At 71.8% G+C, this 17,942-nt stretch carries 13 protein-coding genes and 1 pseudogene; 5 read left to right on the top strand and 9 right to left on the bottom strand.

Features of this window, described 5'->3' with window-relative positions:
* Window positions 1-21: 21 nt before the first annotated feature.
* The 4 genes from B1H50_RS06235 to B1H50_RS06220 form a co-directional block, all read right to left on the bottom strand.
* A complete protein-coding gene (locus B1H50_RS06235; RefSeq protein ID WP_080462909.1) occupies window positions 22-240 on the bottom strand; it encodes a hypothetical protein in 219 nt (72 codons plus the stop codon).
* Window positions 241-252: 12 nt separating this feature from the next.
* Complete coding sequence (locus B1H50_RS06230) at window positions 253-693, bottom strand: GOLPH3/VPS74 family protein (protein WP_080462908.1); 441 nt, start codon at window positions 691-693, stop codon at window positions 253-255.
* 78 nt (window positions 694-771) lie between these two features.
* The gene (locus B1H50_RS06225) at window positions 772-1,407 is read right to left on the bottom strand and encodes a GOLPH3/VPS74 family protein (RefSeq protein WP_080462907.1); all 636 of its coding nucleotides are present in this window, start codon (window positions 1,405-1,407) and stop codon (window positions 772-774) included.
* Window positions 1,408-1,496: 89 nt separating this feature from the next.
* Complete coding sequence (locus B1H50_RS06220) at window positions 1,497-2,165, bottom strand: GOLPH3/VPS74 family protein (protein WP_158082834.1); 669 nt, start codon at window positions 2,163-2,165, stop codon at window positions 1,497-1,499.
* 309 nt (window positions 2,166-2,474) lie between these two features.
* On the opposite strand from B1H50_RS06220, the gene B1H50_RS06215 reads away from it, so the two are divergent.
* The 5 genes from B1H50_RS06215 to B1H50_RS06190 all read left to right on the top strand — a co-directional run bounded on the left by B1H50_RS06215 (window position 2,475) and on the right by B1H50_RS06190 (window position 10,888).
* Window positions 2,475-2,771 (top strand): DUF4244 domain-containing protein, encoded by a 297-nt coding sequence (locus B1H50_RS06215; RefSeq protein WP_080462934.1) that lies wholly within the window; start codon window positions 2,475-2,477, stop codon window positions 2,769-2,771.
* A gap of 59 nt (window positions 2,772-2,830) precedes the next feature.
* The gene (locus B1H50_RS06210; protein WP_233129475.1) at window positions 2,831-3,154 is read left to right on the top strand and encodes a TadE family type IV pilus minor pilin; all 324 of its coding nucleotides are present in this window, start codon (window positions 2,831-2,833) and stop codon (window positions 3,152-3,154) included.
* 32 nt (window positions 3,155-3,186) lie between these two features.
* Complete coding sequence (locus B1H50_RS06205) at window positions 3,187-3,591, top strand: Rv3654c family TadE-like protein (RefSeq protein ID WP_332881108.1); 405 nt, start codon at window positions 3,187-3,189, stop codon at window positions 3,589-3,591.
* A 176-nt stretch (window positions 3,592-3,767) separates the two neighbouring features.
* On the top strand, window positions 3,768-8,963 hold the full coding sequence (locus B1H50_RS06195; protein WP_229657813.1) for a DUF3320 domain-containing protein: 5,196 nt from the start codon (window positions 3,768-3,770) through the stop codon (window positions 8,961-8,963).
* A 185-nt stretch (window positions 8,964-9,148) separates the two neighbouring features.
* Window positions 9,149-10,888: a cation:proton antiporter gene (locus B1H50_RS06190; RefSeq protein ID WP_080462902.1), complete on the top strand. Its 1,740-nt coding sequence runs from the start codon at window positions 9,149-9,151 to the stop codon at window positions 10,886-10,888.
* 45 nt (window positions 10,889-10,933) lie between these two features.
* Here B1H50_RS06190 and B1H50_RS06185 read toward each other — a convergent pair whose 3' ends face one another.
* The 5 genes and pseudogenes from B1H50_RS06185 to B1H50_RS09985 form a co-directional block, all read right to left on the bottom strand.
* Entirely contained in the window at window positions 10,934-13,018 is a 2,085-nt protein-coding gene (locus tag B1H50_RS06185; RefSeq protein ID WP_080462901.1) for an ABC transporter ATP-binding protein, read from the bottom strand.
* Window positions 13,015-14,748 (bottom strand): ABC transporter ATP-binding protein, encoded by a 1,734-nt coding sequence (locus tag B1H50_RS06180; RefSeq protein WP_080462900.1) that lies wholly within the window; start codon window positions 14,746-14,748, stop codon window positions 13,015-13,017. Before B1H50_RS06180 ends, B1H50_RS06185 begins: the two co-directional genes overlap by 4 nt.
* A 29-nt stretch (window positions 14,749-14,777) precedes the next feature.
* A complete protein-coding gene (locus B1H50_RS06175) occupies window positions 14,778-17,333 on the bottom strand; it encodes a DEAD/DEAH box helicase (protein ID WP_373284798.1) in 2,556 nt (851 codons plus the stop codon).
* A gap of 87 nt (window positions 17,334-17,420) precedes the next feature.
* Window positions 17,421-17,651 carry a DUF2726 domain-containing protein gene (locus B1H50_RS10135; RefSeq protein ID WP_080462898.1) on the bottom strand — a complete coding sequence of 77 codons (231 nt, stop codon included), beginning with the start codon at window positions 17,649-17,651 and terminating at the stop codon, window positions 17,421-17,423.
* A gap of 170 nt (window positions 17,652-17,821) precedes the next feature.
* Window positions 17,822-17,941: pseudogene (locus B1H50_RS09985) on the bottom strand (thiamine-binding protein); the annotation flags it as partial.
* Between the last annotated feature and the right edge of the window lies 1 nt (window position 17,942).

Below are 17,942 nucleotides of genomic sequence, written 5' to 3'. Positions count from 1 at the left end.
GAACGATGGAGGGGAAGCGGCCTACCCGGCGGCGGCTCCGACGGCGGAGGATGCGCCGATGGCCGCGATCACCGCGGCGCTCACCGCGTTGGCGGCGGCCCTGACAGCGGTGCTGGCGGGGTCGGCCTCCGAGATGATCCTCCTGATCCGGCGCTTCACCTCGCGCGTGCTCAGCCCGATGCGCTCCTTGGGCAGGGCGATGCGCGTCGCGTTCATCGCCTCCAGGATGCCGAGGAGCACGCCATCGGCCTCCTAGGCCGGGGCCTCGCCCCTGATGACGGCCTCGAGATGGGCGCGCAGCGCGGCCTCCGGGGCGGGGTTGAGCGCGGGGTAGCGGGTGAACCAGTTGAAGATCCCGCCCTTGGTCTCACCGAGGATCCCGGCGCTCTTCAGCGAGTCGGCGGCGAGCTCCAGTGCCCGCAGGCCGCCCCACCGCGCGATCGTGCCGATGCGCTTGCCGTCCTTCGGGGCCAGGGCGGCGAGCGCGGCGTCGAGGACGGGGTGGCCCGTGGGGGAGTGGTCGATGATGCGGACGGTCTTCTTCTTGTCCTCGCCGATGCGGATCCGGCCGGCCTGAGCGAGGTCGATGAGCACTGCGGCGCGCAGCGCCACCGGCGCCATCAAACTGGCGCGGGACTCGCGAGAACCGGAGTCCGTGAGCAGGAGGAGGAGCAGTTTCTCGGCGATCAGCATGCTTCGGGTATAGGCGCAGGTTATGGGCCGCTTCCCATCCCGGAACCATCGCACAGGCGGATCGGCGGCCCCGGATGCTCAGCGGTTGTCGTCGACCGTGGCCACGATGATCGTCAGGGCCGCGAGGGTGTCCGTCATGGTGCGCAGGGGCTCGCCCGGGGCGTTCGTATCGGTGATCTCCTTGATCCGCCGGTACAACCCGCTCCAGCCCAGGCCCGTGCGCTCGCTGGGAAGCACCGCCCTGCCCAGGCCCAGCCCCTTGAGGATCGACAGCAGCACCTGATCAGCCGCGGTGGCGGGTCGCTTCCCGGCGAGAACCGCGATGAGGCGGTCCACGATCCCGGCCCCCGGCTCCGGGGCGGGGTCGGCGTCCTCGGGAGCGCCGTCGTCATCGGGCTCGGGGAGCCCGACTGCCCCATGCTCGGCGATGATGTCCTCCAAGGAGCACTCCCCGCGTCCGATGACCGAGGAGATCCGAATGCCCTCCCCGGTGGGGAGTTGGGAAAGGACATAGTCGAGGATGGGGTTGTTGGTCGGTGTGTCGTCGATGACGCGCATCATGGGATCCCGACCCGGGGTGAGGTCGAGTCTGCCAGCGAGGAGGAGGTCGGCGAGCACTGCGCCGCGCAGCCCGTAGATGCTGCGCAGGGCCCAGTCCCCGCTGCCTTCGCTGCTCCCGCTCAGGATCGGGAACAGCTGTTCAGAGATCAGCATGCCCACACGGTATGACGAATTCGCCGGGGTCTCCTCATTCTCTCGGCGGAATCTCAGGGTTCGTACTCACCGCGCTCCACGCGCATCACTCAAGTCGCGACGGCGGTCGCCCTCCGAGCGCGGGCACTGATGACGCCGACGGCGCTGCTGATCGAGGCGATCGCCTCCTTGATCGCGCCGGTGACCGGGGCCTGCTCCGCGATCTCCTTGATGCGCTGGGCGAGACCGGAGCGGCGCAGGCCCGTGCGCTCAGCCCTCAGGATCCTCCAGGCCGCACCGGTGGACTGCAGCAGCGCCAGGAGAGCGCTGTCGGCGGCGTCCGGGGCCCGGGTCCCCGCGATCTCGCCGTAGAGCCGCTCCCGCAGCTCGGCCTCCGGGCGGGGGTCGCGGGTGGGGAAGGCGGGAATGAGCGCGGTGGCGGTGCTCTCGGTCAGGACGCCGGCTTTGACGAGGGAGGCCCCGGCGGCGTCGTGGGCGCGCAGGTCGTCCCAGGTGACGGCGGAGGCGATGCGCCTGCCGTTCTTGGCCGACAGGGCGGCCAGGGCGTCGTCGAGCACGGGATGGCCCGTGGGCGTGGTGTCGACGATGCGCATCCGTGGGCGGCGCGCGGTGCGGGCGGTATCGGCCTCGATCCGGCCGGCCAGCATGAGATCGGACAGGAGGGCCCCGCGCAGCATGAGGTCGTTGTCGCTCGACCAGCCCTCGGGCCTCCCCGAGTCCTCGGTGAGCAGTAGGAGCAGCGACTCAACGATCAGCACGGCCTCAGGATAGGGGCGCGCCATCGCGGGGTGCTTCGGTCGATCAGCCGATCCGTCCTCCTACCAGCGGATGACACGGGGCGACGAGGGCGGGGAGCCGGCCTCCGCACCGGGAGCCCAACTGACCGGGCCGGCGGGCGGGAGCGCCGTCGTCGTAGCCGCAGGATCCGGGAACCACAGGCGGCGAGGTGCCCGTGCGCGGTCCGATTCTGTGGAGGAGCGTGCCCGAGGGGTCCCCGATGGGCTCACTCTCGGGGAGCGGGCATGGTGCCCGCGGGGCCGAGCGCCCCCGATCCCGAGGAGATCCCCATGAAGAACGCCCTGCTCACCCTCCACCGCGCCTGGGGCCTGGCCCATCCCGGCGCCGAGTACGCCCTGCTGACCGGGCCCATCGCCGCTGCCCTGGAGCGCGCCGAGGCAGCATCGCATACCGCCCCCGACGGCGGGGCGGACCCGGCGGGGGAGGCCGGCATGGCCACCGCCGAGTACGCCATCGGCACTCTCGCGGCGGCCGCCTTCGCCGGGTTGTTGCTGGCGATCATGCGCTCAGGGAGCCTGAGGGGCATGCTGCAGTCCCTCATCGAGTCGGCGCTGTCGGTCGGATGAGCGCCGCGCAGCCGCTCCCGCGCGCCCGCAGGCCGCCCGCGCCCCGGGGCGAGTCCGGCATGGCGACGGCGGAGCTCGCGGTCGCCATGCCCGCTGTCGTCATCGTCCTCCTCCTGGCCCTCTCCGCGCTCGCGGCCGGCGCCACCCAGATGCGCATCACCGACGCCGCCCGCGTGGGCGCGCGCCAGGCGGCCATCGGCGCAGATCCGCTGGCCGCCGCGAGCGCCGTCGTCCCCGCCGGCTCCTCCATCGCGGTGGGGGCCGAGGGGGATCTCACCTGCGTGAGCATCAGCCGAGGCGCGCCCGGGCCGCTCGGGCGCGCGGGGCTCGTGCTGCGGGCGCGGGCCTGCGCCTACACCGAGCCGGGCGGTGACGGGCGGTGAGGCGCGGTAGTGTGCGGAGGCCCGGGGAGGGGCTGCCGGCTCGGCCGGGCCGGTCGGGGCGTTGGGGGAGGCGCCTGGCGGGCGAGCGGGGTGAGGGGACGGTCCTCATGGTCGGCGTCATCGGGGTGCTCCTCGCGATCACCCTGGGCCTGAGCGGGCTCATGGGCGCGGAGGGTGCGGCCGGCCGGGCGCGGACCGCCGCCGATATGGCCGCGTTGGCCGGGGCGACCGCCCTGAACTCGATCGTCGCACCGGGTGATCCCTGTGCCGCGGTGCAGCGCCTCGCCTCCGCCAATGGCGCGACTCTCGACTCCTGCCGGGTCGAGGGCGGGGACGTCGTCGTCGGAGCCTCGGTGGATGCGAACATCCTCGGGGTGCCCCGTCAGGCGCGCGCCCGCGCCCGGGCCGGCCCCGCCGATGCCTCCCTCGCCCCATAGCCCCTCCCTATAACCGAGACCGGTCGAAAATAGGAGCGAGACCGGTCCGCGAGCCGGAGGAACGGCGCACGGGTCGGACTACGGGCCGCGGCGTGAAGAATCCGCAGGTAGCGCTATCATCACTCGCCATACCGCTGCGCTGCGGCCCGCCCCGATCCCCCATCCCCCCATTCGAGATGAATCCCAATAACCAAACGCTCGTCCTGCGCGGTCTTCTCGACCTTCTTCCCCTGCATTTGCAACCGTTCACCCGTCGTGCGCTCGAAGACCTCGGGCCCGCGAAGGCGCGCATGGCACTCGAGGGCGCGCACGAGCGCCAGGGCCCCCTCGATCTCGCCGATCTCTCGGCGCAGATCCGCGTGCTCACGATGCGCGACGACGCCGGGCACTACCTCATCCCCCTGCCGATGGGCCTGGGCGCCAAGCTCCACGAGGTCCGCCGATGGCGCAATGACGTCGTTCATGGCGAGCGCCTCGACCCCGAGCGGAGCCTGGCCGCGCTGGTCGCCGTCAGCGAGGCGCTCCGGCTCATCGACGCCCCGGTCGCGGCACGTCACGAGGTGCATGGGCTCATCGAGAGGATCGACGGCGATTGGGTGTCCTCCGGGAGCCCCTTGGACGCCGTCGCGGTCGAGGCCTCCTGCGAGCCGGTGCTGAGCCGTGCCCACGCCATGGCGGGCATGAGCCTCCGGGTACGGCTGGCCATGAGCCCCACTGCGGCGCAGGTGCAGCACCTGCCCGTGGGGGAGGGTGAGGCCCGGCTATCCGCCGTCGGCCGACCGGGCGCCCCGACGGAGGGACTCGGCGCGATCGATGTCCGTGTGAGCGTCGTCGAGCGCGGCGGTGCCACCGAGATCACCGCGCCATGGACATTCCACTGGGATACCGCTGTGGGGCGCATGACGGCCACCGCTGATCTCGCGATGCTCGATGCCGCCCTGAGGGATGTCGAGCAGGACGGCCCGGCAGCGGTGAGGGTCGAGATGACCGCGGGGGACGGACGGTCGCAGGTGCGCTTTCTCGACGGACTCACGGTGCTGCCGCCGCGCCGCTGGACGCTGATCGGGTCGGGGCGCTGGGCGGGCTCGGCCCTGGCGGCGCTGGTGCGGCCGGATCAGGAATCGGATCGGGAGGTGGTGGGGGATATCGCTCATGCGGCTCGGAGGCAGGCCCGGCGGAGCGCGCCTGACGCCTTGGTGGACAAGGCCATCGCCGTCGTGCGCCAACGCGGGCTCGCCATCGAGCGCGCGCCGGGCGGATGGGCGGCAGGCGCGCATTCTGTGCGAACCGCCAGTGACATCCTCGACACCCGCTCGGCCTCGCCGTTGGAGGCCGCGGTCCTCCTCGCCGGGGTCCTGCGGGCGCTTCGTGTCCCGCCGATCCTCCTGCTCACGGATAACGGCGTGGTGCTGGCATACTCCCGGCACTCGGATCGCCCGGAGGCCGGTGATGCCGCAACCGATCGATTCGTCGAACTCGCGCGGCGCGGCGACATCGGGATTCTGGACCCGGCTCTCGCCATGAGCTCATCCGCGGCGCTTCTGCATCGTCTGAGGCGCCCTGCTCGTGAGCGCGCCCTCGACGCCATGCGCCAGGTCATCCTCGCGGTGGCCCTTGCCGAACCGCGCGAGGCGGAGGGCGAGCCCTTCCCAGAGCCGGAGGGGACTGCTGAGGAGGCGGGGCATGTCGTTGGGGGCTCGGCGAGCCCCTCCGACGCGGCCGATGACGCTCCAGCGTCCAACGATGAGGGGCCCGACGCCGAGCCGCCGCTCTCTGGCCCCCTGCCGGCGATGTCCGAGGTCGAGGCGTGGAAGCGGTCCTTGCTCGATGTCACCCGTCGCAACCCCCTCATCAATCGCGACTCGCGAATGGCCATCGAACTGCGCGTCCCCGAGGAGTTGCTCGCGCGCCTCGAGGACCTCGTCAACCAGCGCGACCGGGTAATGCTGCGCAGCGCCGATACCGGGTCGGGGAGCGCGCCCGAGGCCGGTGCGCGGGCTCCGGGGGAACTGCTCGGGCGCAGGATCGTCACCACCGCCCTCGAGGGTGAGGAGCATCAGCGGCGCCTGGCGTCGATGGCCGCCCAGGCGCGCACAGTGATCGAGGAGACCGGCGCCAACAATCTCTACCTGGCGCTGGGAACCCTCACCTGGAAATCAGCGGGGCGCATGCTGCGCTCCCCACTCATCCTGGTGCCGGTTCGCATCGAGCAGGACGAGGAGGAGTTCGGGATCGTCCTCGATGAGGCCGAGACCTCTACGCCCAACTACTCCCTGATCGAGCGCTTCATCGCCGACACGGGTATCGACCTGGCCGAATTGCGCGAGCCGATCCGAGATGGTCGGGGAATCGACGTCGAGGCGACGCTCCAGGCGGTTCAAGCGCGGCTCGCCGACTATCACCAGTACGCCGGGATCAGTCGCACGGCCCACCTGGGGCTCTTCCGCTTCTCCACCTACCGCATGTGGAAGGACCTGGAGGAATCCTGGCCCCAGCTGGCCCATAGCCCCGTGGTTCGCCGACTGGCCAGCGCTGAAGAGCGCGCCCCCGTTCCCGACGAGTCGGACGGTGGCACTGCGCGCGCGACCGCGCCCCTGTCCGCGCCCCATTCCCCGGAGTCGATGGAGGATCTCGACGCGCTGATCGAGAACCTGCCGCTCGATGCGGACTCCAGTCAGGCCCACGTCATCGCCGATGCTGTTACGGGCAGGAGCCTCGTCGTCGAGGGCCCGCCCGGAACCGGTAAATCACAGACGATCGCCAATCTCATCTTCCGCGCGGTACGCGAGGGCCTGTCCGTGATGTTCGTCGCGGAGAAGGCCTCCGCCCTGGAGGTGGTGGCCCGGCGACTGCGCGACGAGGCCGGTATGGGCTCCCTCCTCCTCAACCTCCACGACAACGGGATGCGGCCCACACAGGTGAGGCAGGCTCTGCGCGGCGCGCTCGAGACCAGTGCCGTCGGGTCCGGGAGCCGCGAGGCCGATGACCTGCGGTCCCGCATGGCCGAGCTGCGCCTCCACCTGCGCGCCTACCGGGCATCCCTGCACGGCGAGGACCCTGGGGACGGCGGCTTCTACGCCGCCCACCTCCCACGCGACGGCGGGGACTCCGATGCGGCCGGCGCGCCTGATGGACGCGGGGTCGCCGAGGATGCTCCCGACGCGGCGAGTTACTCCGCCGCCCTTGAGGAGTACCGCCGTGCTCGGGAGGCGTTGCGCGCCCTGCTGCCCGCCGAGCTCATGCACCTGGTTGCCGGACGTCGTGACCGAGTGCTCGCCGAGGCGGGGGCGCGGGGCGAGGAGCTGCGCCGTGAACTCGGGCGCCGTCGCTCCTCGAGCAGCGTGCGCGAGCTCATGGACCGCTACGGGGACCTCGTGGCGGCGATCACCCCTTGCATCCTCGTCTCCCCGGACTCCGTGGCGCGATTCCTCCCCGCCCATCGCACGCGCGTTGATCTCGTCGTCATCGATGAGGCATCCCAGATCACGACCGCTGGGGCCATTGGCGCGCTGGGGCGGGGGCGGACGGCGATCGTCGTCGGCGACCGCAGGCAGATGCCCCCGCCGAACGGCGCGACAGCGTCAGGTCGAGGTCAGGGCGCGTCCATCCTCGAGCGCTGCCTGGGCGCTGGGGTCCCTGAACGGGAGCTGACGTGGCACTACCGTAGCAGGGTGGAGTCACTTATCGCCTTCTCCAATAAGCGCTACTACGGTGGAAGGCTCCTGACCTTCCCGAGCCCTCTCGCCCTGCGTCCCGACGCCGATGCGGGCCCCGGGGGATACGGCGTCGTCCTGCGCAGGGTCAATGGCGAGTACTACGGGGCGGAGGATCGACGACGGCGCCGGGGAATCCGTCCCCATACGAACCCGGTGGAGGCCCGGCAGGTCGTCGAGGAGGTGCTGCGCCGATTCGAGGCCAGTCCGGAGGCGACGCCCTCCATCGGTGTCATCACCCTCAACGCGCATCAGCGCGACCTCATCGAGGAGCAGCTGCGCAAATGCGGATCGGCGCGCGTGCGCCGCGCCCTCCAGGAGCGCGACGGGCTGCTGGTGCGCAACCTGGACAACGTCCAGGGCGAGGAGCGGGACGTCATCCTGCTGTCCCTGACCTTCTCCAGCAAGAAAGGAGTGGGCGTGCCCCTCACCTTCGGCTCCCTGAGCCATGAGGGGGGCGAGCGCCGACTGAATGTCGCCCTGACTCGCGCCAGGCGCCAGATGATCGTCCTGTCCAGTTTCGATCCCGAGGACCTGCGCGCCGAGTTCTCCACCCACCAGGGGGTCAAGGACGTGAGGATGCTCCTGGAGACACTCCGCACGGACCGGCGTCCACGCGCGCTCCCCCGCACGAAGGACTCCGTGGACCCGTATCGGGTGGAGATCGCCGAGCGCCTGCGCGCGGCCGGAGTGGGGGCCACCACCGGGGTCGGCCATTCGAGCTTCGATATCGACCTGGTCCTCTCCCATCCCGGGCGTCCGCATGATCCCGCGGTGGCGGTGATGCTGGATGGTCCTGGCTGGAACCGGCGTGAGAGCGTGATGGACCGAGATCTCCTGCCCGTCGACGTCCTGAAGACGATGGGATGGCGGCGGGTCGAGCGCGTCTGCATCCCTCAGTGGGTGGCCGACCCCGACGGCGAGCTCGCCCGCCTCGCCGAGATGGCGGGCGGGGGAATCGCCATGACGGCGCTTGACGGCGCGGCGGCCGCGCCCGAGGCGCCCGACGATCCCGAGGTGCAGGAGTTCGTCGGCACCGGGACCCGGGCGGAGGGGGCCGCCTCCGGCGGGAGTGGGGCCGCTCGGCCCGCGCCCATCGCGGAGCGCCCGACCTCGAGGGACTACCAGGAGTGGAGGCCGGAGGGGGTCAGACCGCGCAGCATTCTCGACGCGGCCATTGAGGACGAGGAGGCCGCGTCACAGGTCAAGGAGGTCGCCAAGGCGATTTGCGCTCAGGAGGGGCCCATCAGCTGGCATCGCCTCATCGTCGCGGTCTGCCGGGCCTTCGGTCTGTCGCGCACGACCGCCGGCCGCGAGGAGAAGGTCCGCCAGGTGCTGGGCGAGAGCTTCGCCTACCCTGATGGGGAGGGCTTCGTATGGCGCTCACTGGAGGCGTACAGGCTCCCGACCGGTTACCGGCGCAACGCCCTGGATCACGTGGGATCGATCGAGGAGATCCACCCGCGCGAGCTCGATGCGCTCATGCGCGACGTGCGTGGAGGAATACCGGAATGGTCCTCGTCGGAGGAGGTGTGCCGCGTCGCGCTGAGGAAGTTGAGCGTCAAGAAGCGCAGCCTGAATGCCCGAGGTGTGATGGAGGCGCTCCTGGCGGCGCTTCGCAGGGTCGAGGCCGAGGCCGACGCGCCCCGGGAGGCGTAGGCCGGGTGCCCCGGGCCCGCGCCCGGGGCATCGACCTGCTGCCGCCCCACCGGACCCCCTGCGCCGCGCCCTCACCCGCACCACGCGCGTCGCGCCCAGGCGCCGTCCCGCTCCTGGGCCGCCCCGGCCGGTAGGATCCCACCCGGTTCTCGCCCGAGGGCCGACGATGGGAGGAGAAGGAGAATATGGCCCACGCGTTTGTCTCACTGCTGTGGATCGTCGCCGTCGCTTTCCTCGCGCCGCTGATCTCCCTCAACATCCCGCACCGCATCGTCCCCGAGACCGTGCTGCTCATCCTGGGGGGCCTGCTCATCGGCCCGAGCGCTCTGGCGATCGCCGATAAGGGCGAGCCCATCACGTTCCTCTCCGAGCTCGGCCTGGGGTTCCTCTTCCTCATGGCGGGCTACGAGATCGACGTCAACGAGCTGCGCGGCAGCGGCGGCCGCCATGCCACCATCGCCTGGTTCGGCTCGCTCGCGCTCGCCTTCGCCACGGTCACCGCGGTGGGCGTGACCGGCGGGCCCCTGTCCGCCAACGGCATCGCCATCGCCATCGCCATGACCTCCACCGCGATCGGCACCATCCTGCCGATCCTGCGTGAGCGCGGCCTCCTGCCCACTGCCGTGGGCGCCGCGATCCTCAACCACGGCGCCGTCGGGGAGGTCGGCCCCGTCATCCTCATGGCCCTCCTGCTCGGAAGCCGCTCCACCTGGCAATCCGCCGCAGTGCTCGCCCTCTTCCTGGCCATCGCCCTGCTCATCGTGCGCTTCACCGACCGCGTCAAGGCCGCCGGGCAGCGCCTCGTCGCCCTCATCCACCTCGGTGGCTCCACGACCGCGCAGACCACCATCCGCGTCACCGTGCTGCTCCTGGTGGGCCTGTGCGCGCTCGCTGAGGTCTTCGACCTCGACGTCGTCCTGGGCGCTTTCGCCGCCGGCTTCATCCTGCGCTACGCCGTGCCCGACGGCAACCGCGAGCTGGAGGAGAAACTCGACGGCCTCGCCTACGGCTTCTTCGTGCCGATCTTCTTCGTCACCTCCGGCATGGCCATCGAGCTGGAGATCACCACCGACTCGATGACCTACCTGGGCGCCTTCCTCGTGCTCCTGGTCCTCACCCGCGGCCTGCCGGTCTGGCTCTCCGCCCGCCTCGAGCGCCGACGCGACGGCCTGCGCGCCTACTCCATGCGCCAGTGCCTGCAGATTGCCACGTACTCCACGACCGCCCTTCCGATCATCGTGGCCGTCACGCAGGTCGCGGTGACCGCGGGCGCCATGAGCCCGTCCATCGCCTCCACGCTCGTGCTCGCCGGCGCCGTGAGCGTCCTCCTCATGCCGCTGCTGGGCCTGGCCCTGGGCGCCGATGCCGACCACGTCCCGGCCGTCGAGGCCCTCGCCATCGTCCAGGGCCCGGTGGACTCGGTGGGCAGCGAGGTCAAGGGCGCCTCCACCTCAGCGATCACCGAGGAGGACGGGGAGATCCGCGTGGCCTCCAAGCCCCGCCAGCCCGCGTACCCGTCGACGGTGGAGCATGATCCGAACGACGGTGCCGCCCGGGCCGCGACTGCTGCCGGCCGGCTCGACGGCGGAACCGACCCGCAGCGCGCGGGCGGCACGGCCCGCCACGTCCTCCCCTCACTGCCCAAGCCTCTGCCCGGGTTGCGCCGCGGCGAGTCGCGCGTCACCCGACTGGGCCTGAGCGAGGAGGAGGCCGCCGCCCTGGTCGAGCGGCTGCGCCGGGTGGAGGAGGAGCGGACTCGCTGGCGCGAGCAGATGCGCCGCCAGATTCACCTCGATCGCGAGGAGTCCCAGCAGCGGCGCGCGGTCATGCGGGCGCAGCACCGAGCCCAGGTCCGCAAGGAATGGGACGAGCTGCGCGACATCAAGCGCCAGGTCCGCCGGGCGCGGCGCAACCGCGACTCCTGACTCCCCCTGCCGTGCCGGCCCGCCCCACCGCTCTCATGCGGGTCCTCAGTCCGAGTCCGGCTCCCGGCCGGCGAACTGGGCGGCGTGCAGCCGGGCATAGGCCCCACCGCGTTCCAGCAGCTCGGCGTGACGGCCCTGCTCCACGACGTCGCCGTGCTCCATGACGAGGATCGTGTCGGCGTCGCGGATCGTGGACAGTCGGTGCGCGATGACGAAGCTCGTCCGGCCCTCGCGCAGCCGGTTCATCGCCCGTTGGACCAGCAGCTCCGTGCGGGTGTCCACCGAGCTTGTCGCCTCATCGAGGATGAGGACGGCGGGGTTGGCGATGAAGGCGCGCGCGATCGTCAGCAGCTGGCGCTCACCGGTGGAGATATTCGCGCCGTCCTCCTCCAGGAGCGTGTCGTAGCCCTGTGGGAGGGCCTTGATGATGTGGTCGACGAAGCACGCCTCGGCGGCCGCCTCCACGTCCTCATCCGATGCCCTGGGCCGCCCGTAGCGGATGTTCTCGCGGATCGTCCCCTCGAACAGCCATGGCTCCTGCAGCACCATCCCCGTCCGACGGCGCACCTCATGGCGCGTCATCGACGCGATGTCCCGGCCGTCCAGGGTGATGCGGCCCCCGTCGAGCTCGTAGAAGCGCATGAGCAGGTTGACCAGGGTGGTCTTGCCCGCACCCGTCGGCCCGACGATCGCCACGGTGCGGCCGGGCTCCACGCGCAGGCAGAGGTCCCGGATGAGCTCGGTGCCGGGCGAGTAGGAGAAGCGGGCGTGCTCCACCTCGAGGACGCCGGCGCCGGCCGCGCCGTCGGGGCCCCGGTCCTCACCGGCGGCCAGGGCGCCCCCGGCCTGCTCGGCCAGGGCGCCCCCGGCGTCCGGGCTCTCCTCCTGGGCGTCGAGCAGCTCGAAGATGCGCTCGGCCGAGGCCGTGCCGGACTGCACCGAGGTGGCCATCGCGCCGAGCTGGCCCAGCGGCTGGGAGAACTGCTGGGAGTACTGGATGAAGGCCTGCACGCCGCCCAGGCTCAGCGACCCCGAGGCCACCATGATCCCGCCGACCACCGCGATCGCCACGTAGGAGACGTTCGAGATGACCAGCATGAGCGGCATCATGATGCCGGAAAGGAACTGCGCGCGCAGCGCCGATCGGTAGAGCTCGTCGTTCTCCGCGGCGAAAGCGTCCCGCACCGCTTGCGTGCGCCCGTACACCCGCACGAGGGCGTGCCCGGAGAAGGACTCCTCCACTCGCGTGTTGATGCGGCCCGTGCGCGCCCACTGGTGGGTGAAGGCCTTCTGGGAGCGCGGCCCGATGACCCCGAACACCCCGCCCATGAGCGGGATGATGGCGAGCGCCACCAGCGCCAGCCTCCAGGAGATCGACAGCATCATCCCCATGACGCCGATGACCGTGAGGATCGAGGTCAGCGCCCCGGACAGCGACTGCTGGAGCGTGTTGGTGACGTTGTCGACGTCGTTGGTCACGCGCGAGAGCATCTCGCCGCGCTGCATCTGATCGAAGTAGGACAGCGGCAGGCGGTGGATCTTGGCCTCCACCTGCTCGCGCAGCCGGTACATGGCGGTCACGGTGATGCGGTTGAGCAGGAAGCCCTGCAACCACATGAGGAGCGCGGAGGTCACGTACAGCACGAGGACGGTGGCGAGGATCGTGCCGAGGCGCTCGAAGTCGATGCCCCGGCCCGGATGCAGATCCATCGCGGCGGCCACATTAGCCATATCGGTCTCGCCTGCCGCGCGCAGGCCCTCGACCACCTCGGCCTTCGTGGCGCCCTCGGGCAGGCGCGAGGAGATGACGCCCTCGAAGATGACGTTCGTGGCGTTGCCCAGCACCTTGGGGGCGGCCACGGACAGGATGACCCCGATGACACTGGCCACCGTGATGATCGCCAGCGTCCCCTTGAAGGGCGTCAGCAGGCCGATCATGCGGCGGAAGGAGGGCCAGAAGGCCTGAGCCCTGCCCGGGGGCGGGCCGGAGTGCCAGTCGTCGGAGGCGGCCCGCGCCGAGGCGGCGAGCCTGAGGTCCTCCTCGCTCAGCTCGGCGGCGCCGTCCGCGCGCTCGGCGCCCTTCGCGGTCTTCGCGCGCGTGCCGCGCTCGTCGCTCTTGTCGCGGCTCATGCGGCCACCTCCTGTCCGAGCTGGGAGGAGACGATCTCCCGGTACACCTCGCAGGTGCCCAGCAGCTCCTCATGCGTGCCGGTGCCGACGAGCCGTCCGCCGTCGAGCACGAGGATCTGATCGGCGTCGGTGACGGTGGTGATCCTCTGGGCGACGACGATCTTCGTCACCCCGGCCGTGGCAGGCGCGAGGGCCGCGCGCAGGCGGGTGTCCGTGGACACGTCGAGCGCGGAGAAGGAGTCGTCGAAGATGAGGACGTCCGGGCGGCGCACGAGGGCGCGGGCGATGGCCAGACGCTGGCGCTGCCCGCCTGAGACGTTCGTGCCTCCCTGGGCGATGACCGCCTCCAGACCGCCGTCCATCTCCTCCACGAAGTCGCGGGCCTGGGCGACCTCCAGGGCTGCCCACAGCTCGTCGTCGGTGGCCTCCTCGCGGCCGAGCCGCAGGTTCGTGGCGACCGTGCCGGCGAAGAGGAAGGGCTTCTGGGGGACGAGGCCGAGGGTGGCCCACAGGGCCTCGGGCTCAGCGCGGCGCACATCCAGGCCGCCCATGAGCACCTCGCCGTCGGTGGCGTCGACGAGCCGGGCCAGCAGGGACACGAGCGTGGACTTGCCCGAGCCGGTGGAGCCGACGATCGCCGTCGTCGACCCGGGGGCGACGCGGAAGGAGACGCCGGCCAGAACGGCCGCCTCGGCGCCGGGGTAGGAGAAGGCGACGTCGCGCATCTCCACGCTGCCGGGCTCCGGGAAAGCGGTGACGGCGTCCTCCGCGACGGTCAGCGACGAGTCGATGGCCAGGACCTCACCGATGCGCTCGGCGCACACGGCCGCGCGCGGGATCATCATCGTCATGAAGGAGGCCATGACGATGCCCATGAGGATCTGCATGAGGTAGGCCATGAAGGCGATGAGGGTGCCGACCTCCACGTCACCCGAGCCCACACGGTGGCCGCCGTACCAGAGGACGCCGACGATCGTGACGTCCAGGATGAGCATGACCAGCGGGAACAGGACGACGAAGAGGCGGCCCACGCGCTCGCCCACCCACGCCATGTCGTGGTTGACGACGGCGAAGCGCTCGGTCTCGGCCCGCTCGCGCACGAAGGCGCGCACCACGCGGATACCGGTGAGCTGCTCGCGCAGGACCCGGTTGATGGCGTCGAGCCGGTCCTGGTAGGAGCGGAAGAGCGGCACCATGCGCCATACGATGAGGCCGACGATCAACAGCAGCACCGGCACGCTCACGGCGATGAGCCAGGCGAGGCCCGGGGCTCGCGTGACCGCCATGATGATGCCGCCCACCGCCATGATCGGCGCCATGACGAGCATGGTGCAGCCCATGAGGACGAGCATCTGGACCTGCTGGACGTCGTTGGTGTTGCGGGTGATGAGGGAGCCGGCGCCGAAGGAGGAGACCTCCCGCTCGGAGAAGGAGCCGACCCGGTGGAAAATCTTGGCCCGCAGGTCCCGCCCCAGGCCCATGGCCGATCGCGCCGCCAGGTAGGTGGCGAGCACGGTGCAGGCGCCCTGGGCGGCGCTCACGGCGAGCATGAGTCCGCCGGTGCGCCAGATGTAGCCGGTGTCGCCGGTGGCCACGCCGCGGTTGATGATGTCCGCGTTGAGAGTCGGCAGGTAGAGCGAGGCCATGACCTGTGCGAACTCGAGAACGAGCACGCAGGCCAGCAGGCCGTAGTAAGGGCGCAGGTGCGTCCTCAGCAGTTGTAGCAGCACGCGAGTGAGCCTAGACCCCTCACGCCGTGTCAGGACAAGGGGACCGCCGCCTGCGCGGCCTGGGCGAGCAGTCGCAGCAGGGCGATGGCGCCGGCCTTGTCCAGGGGCTCGTTGTTGTTGCCGCATTTGGGGGACTGGATGCAGCTGGGGCAGCCGTCGGCGCAGCGGCACTGGGTGACGACATCGAGCGTGGCCTCCAGCCAACGCGCCCCGGCGCGGTGCCCGCGCTCCGCGAATCCTGCGCCCCCGGCGGCGCCATCGTGGACGAACACGGTGGGGCGCATGGTCTGGGGGTGCAGCGCGGTGGACAGCCCGCCGATGTCCCAGCGATCGCAGGTGGCCAGGAGGGGGAGGATGCCGATGGAGGCGTGCTCGGCGGCGTGCAGGGCGCCGGGCAGCCGGGCCGGGGTGACGCCGACGGCCTCGCAGGCCTCGAGAGGGATCGTCCACCAGACGGCGGCGGTGGGCAGGACGCGCTCGGGCATGTCCAGCGGGTGCTGGGAGACCACCTCCATACGGGGCAGGGCGAGCTTGTTGTAGCCGGTGACCTGGCTGGTGACCTCCACGCTGCCGAGGTTCCAGGTGAGGCCATCGCCCCAGGTCTCGGCGCTCCGCTCGGCGAGGATGCGCACGCTGGAGCGCTCGCGGGCCCGGGTCCGGTAACCCACGGCCAGACGCGGGGTGACGATGGCGGCCTCCTGGGTGAGCTCCTCGACGACGTAGGCGCGCCCCTGGTGCATGTAGACGGCGCCGGCATGGAGGGAGGAGTCGGCGCTGGCGCCGGGCGCGGTGCCGATGACGGTGCCGGAGAGGGACTCGACGATGGGGACCTCGGGCGAGCCGTCCCCGCGCAGAGTGGTGAGGTCCTGGGGGCGCCCGGGCAGGGCGGCGTTCCAGAACCAGCCGGTGGGGCGCCGCCGCAGGGCCCCGCGCTCGGCGAGGTCGGCCAGGAGGCTCTCATCGGGGAGGCCGAAGAGGTCGAGGTCGGCCTCGCGAAGGGGCGCCTCGGAGGCGGCCGCGCACAGGTGCGGGGCGAGGACGTAGGGGTTGGCGGGGTCGAAGACGGTGGCTTCGGGGGCGGTGAGGACGTCCTCGGGGTGATGGACGAGGTAGGCGTCGAGGGGGTTGTCGGAGGCGATGAGGACGGCGACGCCGGGGCTGCCCGCGCGCCCGGCGCGCCCGGCCTGCTGGCCCAGCGAGACGCGGGTGCCGGGCCATCCGGCGATGAGGACGGCGTCCAGGCCGGTCACGTCGATGCCCAGCTCGAGGGCGTTCGTGGTGGACAGGGCGCGCAAGCGGCCCTGGCGCAGGTCCGTTTCCAGGTCTCGGCGCTCCTCGGGCAGGTAGCCGCCCCGATAGGCGGCGACGGCGTCGGCCAAGTCGGCCAGTGGCGGGCCGGAGCGGGTGAGGATGCGGCGTGCGTGCTCGGCGACGATCTCCGCGGAGCGGCGCGAGCGCACGAAGACGAGGGCCCGGGCTCCGGCGCTGAGAAGGTCGACGAGCACCTCGGAGGCCTCGGCGGTCGCCGAGCGGCGCGGCGAGGGCAGGTCCGGGGCGTTGGGGGTGTCGGCGGGGCCCGAGCCGGGATCGGCCGTGGAGACGGCGGGGTCGGCACCCCACGGATCGATGAGGGCTGGCTGCCAGAGGGCCAGCGCGCGCTCCCCGGCGGGGGCGCCGTCGTCCGTGATGGCGACGACATCGGCGGGCGGGGCCCCGATGAGGCGCGCGGCGGTGAGGGCGGGCTCGGCGGCGGTGGCCGAGGCGGCGAGGACCGTGGGCCCCGGGGAGTCCGGGTTCAGGCGGCGGGCGAGGCGCAGGAGGCGGCGCAGGACGAGGGCGACATGCGCCCCGAGGACTCCCCGGTAGGCGTGGCACTCGTCGACGATGACGTAGCGCAGTGAGCGCAGGAGGCGGGCCCAGCGCTCATGGCCGGGCAGGAGGGAGAAATGGAGGAAGTCGGGGTTGGTCAGGACGATGTCGGCGTGGGCGCGGGCCCAGTCGCGCTCGGGCAGGGGAGTGTCCCCGTCGCAGGTGCCGGAGCGCAGGGTGAGGCGCGGCGCGCCTGCGGTGCCTGCCTGGACGGCCTCGATGCGGGCGGAGAGGCGGTCGAGGGTGGCGGCCTGATCGGCGGCGAGGGCCTTGGTGGGTGCGAGGTAGAGGGCGGTGGGGCGATGGCCGTGGGCGGAGATGCGGTGCCCGGTGCCGCTGGCGTGAGCGGCGCGCTGGGCGCCGAGGACGTCGGAGACGGCGGGGAGCCAGGCGGCCAGTGACTTCCCGGAGCCAGTGCCGGTGGCGATGACGGTGTGGTGGCCGGCGTGGAGGGAGTCGGCGGCCCGGGCCTGGTGGATCCAGGGCCGAGGGATGCCGGAGGCGACCAGGGCGGCGACGAGGGCCGGGTCGGCCCAGGACGGCCAGTCGGCCGGGCGGGCCGGCCGGGCGGGTGTGCGCTCGAGGTGGACCAGCCTGCCGTCGCGCGCGCCGATGGTCTCCAGCAGTGCGGTGAGATCTCGCGCGGGAAGAGGCGCAGCCGAGATGGGCGCTGCGGGGGCCGGTTCGATGGGCTCCGCGGGTGGCTCAGGACTCACCGCCCCAGTCTGCCCCAGCCCGGCGGCCCTTCCGCCCGCCGAGATCGTCCCTTCGATGCCGGCCTCGGTCTCTATCGGCTGATGGCGTCATCGAGGGCGCGATGTCGGCGATGAGGGTGGCCGCCATCTGAGGAGCGCCGTGTCCAGCGCCTCGCGGATCCGTTCCTCCTGACCGCTGTCATTCGTTCTGAGGCGCAAGAGCGGGATATTGCAAGAGGTGAGAATTGAGTCCTTGGTCCGATCGCGCCGGATCCGCTCCTCTGAGCATTCGTGCTGGGAACCATCGACCTCGATCACTAGAACGAGCCGCTTGGACACTTGTCCTGGACGCCCACGATCCGTGGATCCCCCAGCTCGCCGACACGAGCTCGACCTCCATACGGAGGGTCACGTTCTGACGGTGAGCGGTCTGCGCGGCGACGGGGAGGGGCCCGACGCGGATACGACCGCGGACCTGCTGGAGGAGGCGCGCCGGTGATCGGCTCAGCCGACGTCGTCTCGTATGGCGGGCCCGAATCGCGGCACACGCGCACAGCGCGGGCGACAGCTGCGGACAGCGAATCGGGGTCGTCGGTGGTGGACGGGGACACGGAGAAAGCCACAAGCATG

Origin of the sequence: Actinomyces gaoshouyii (assembly GCF_002072175.1) — a bacterium.
GTDB lineage: Bacteria > Actinomycetota > Actinomycetes > Actinomycetales > Actinomycetaceae > Actinomyces > Actinomyces gaoshouyii.
This window is presented reverse-complemented; position numbering and strand designations above follow the sequence as displayed.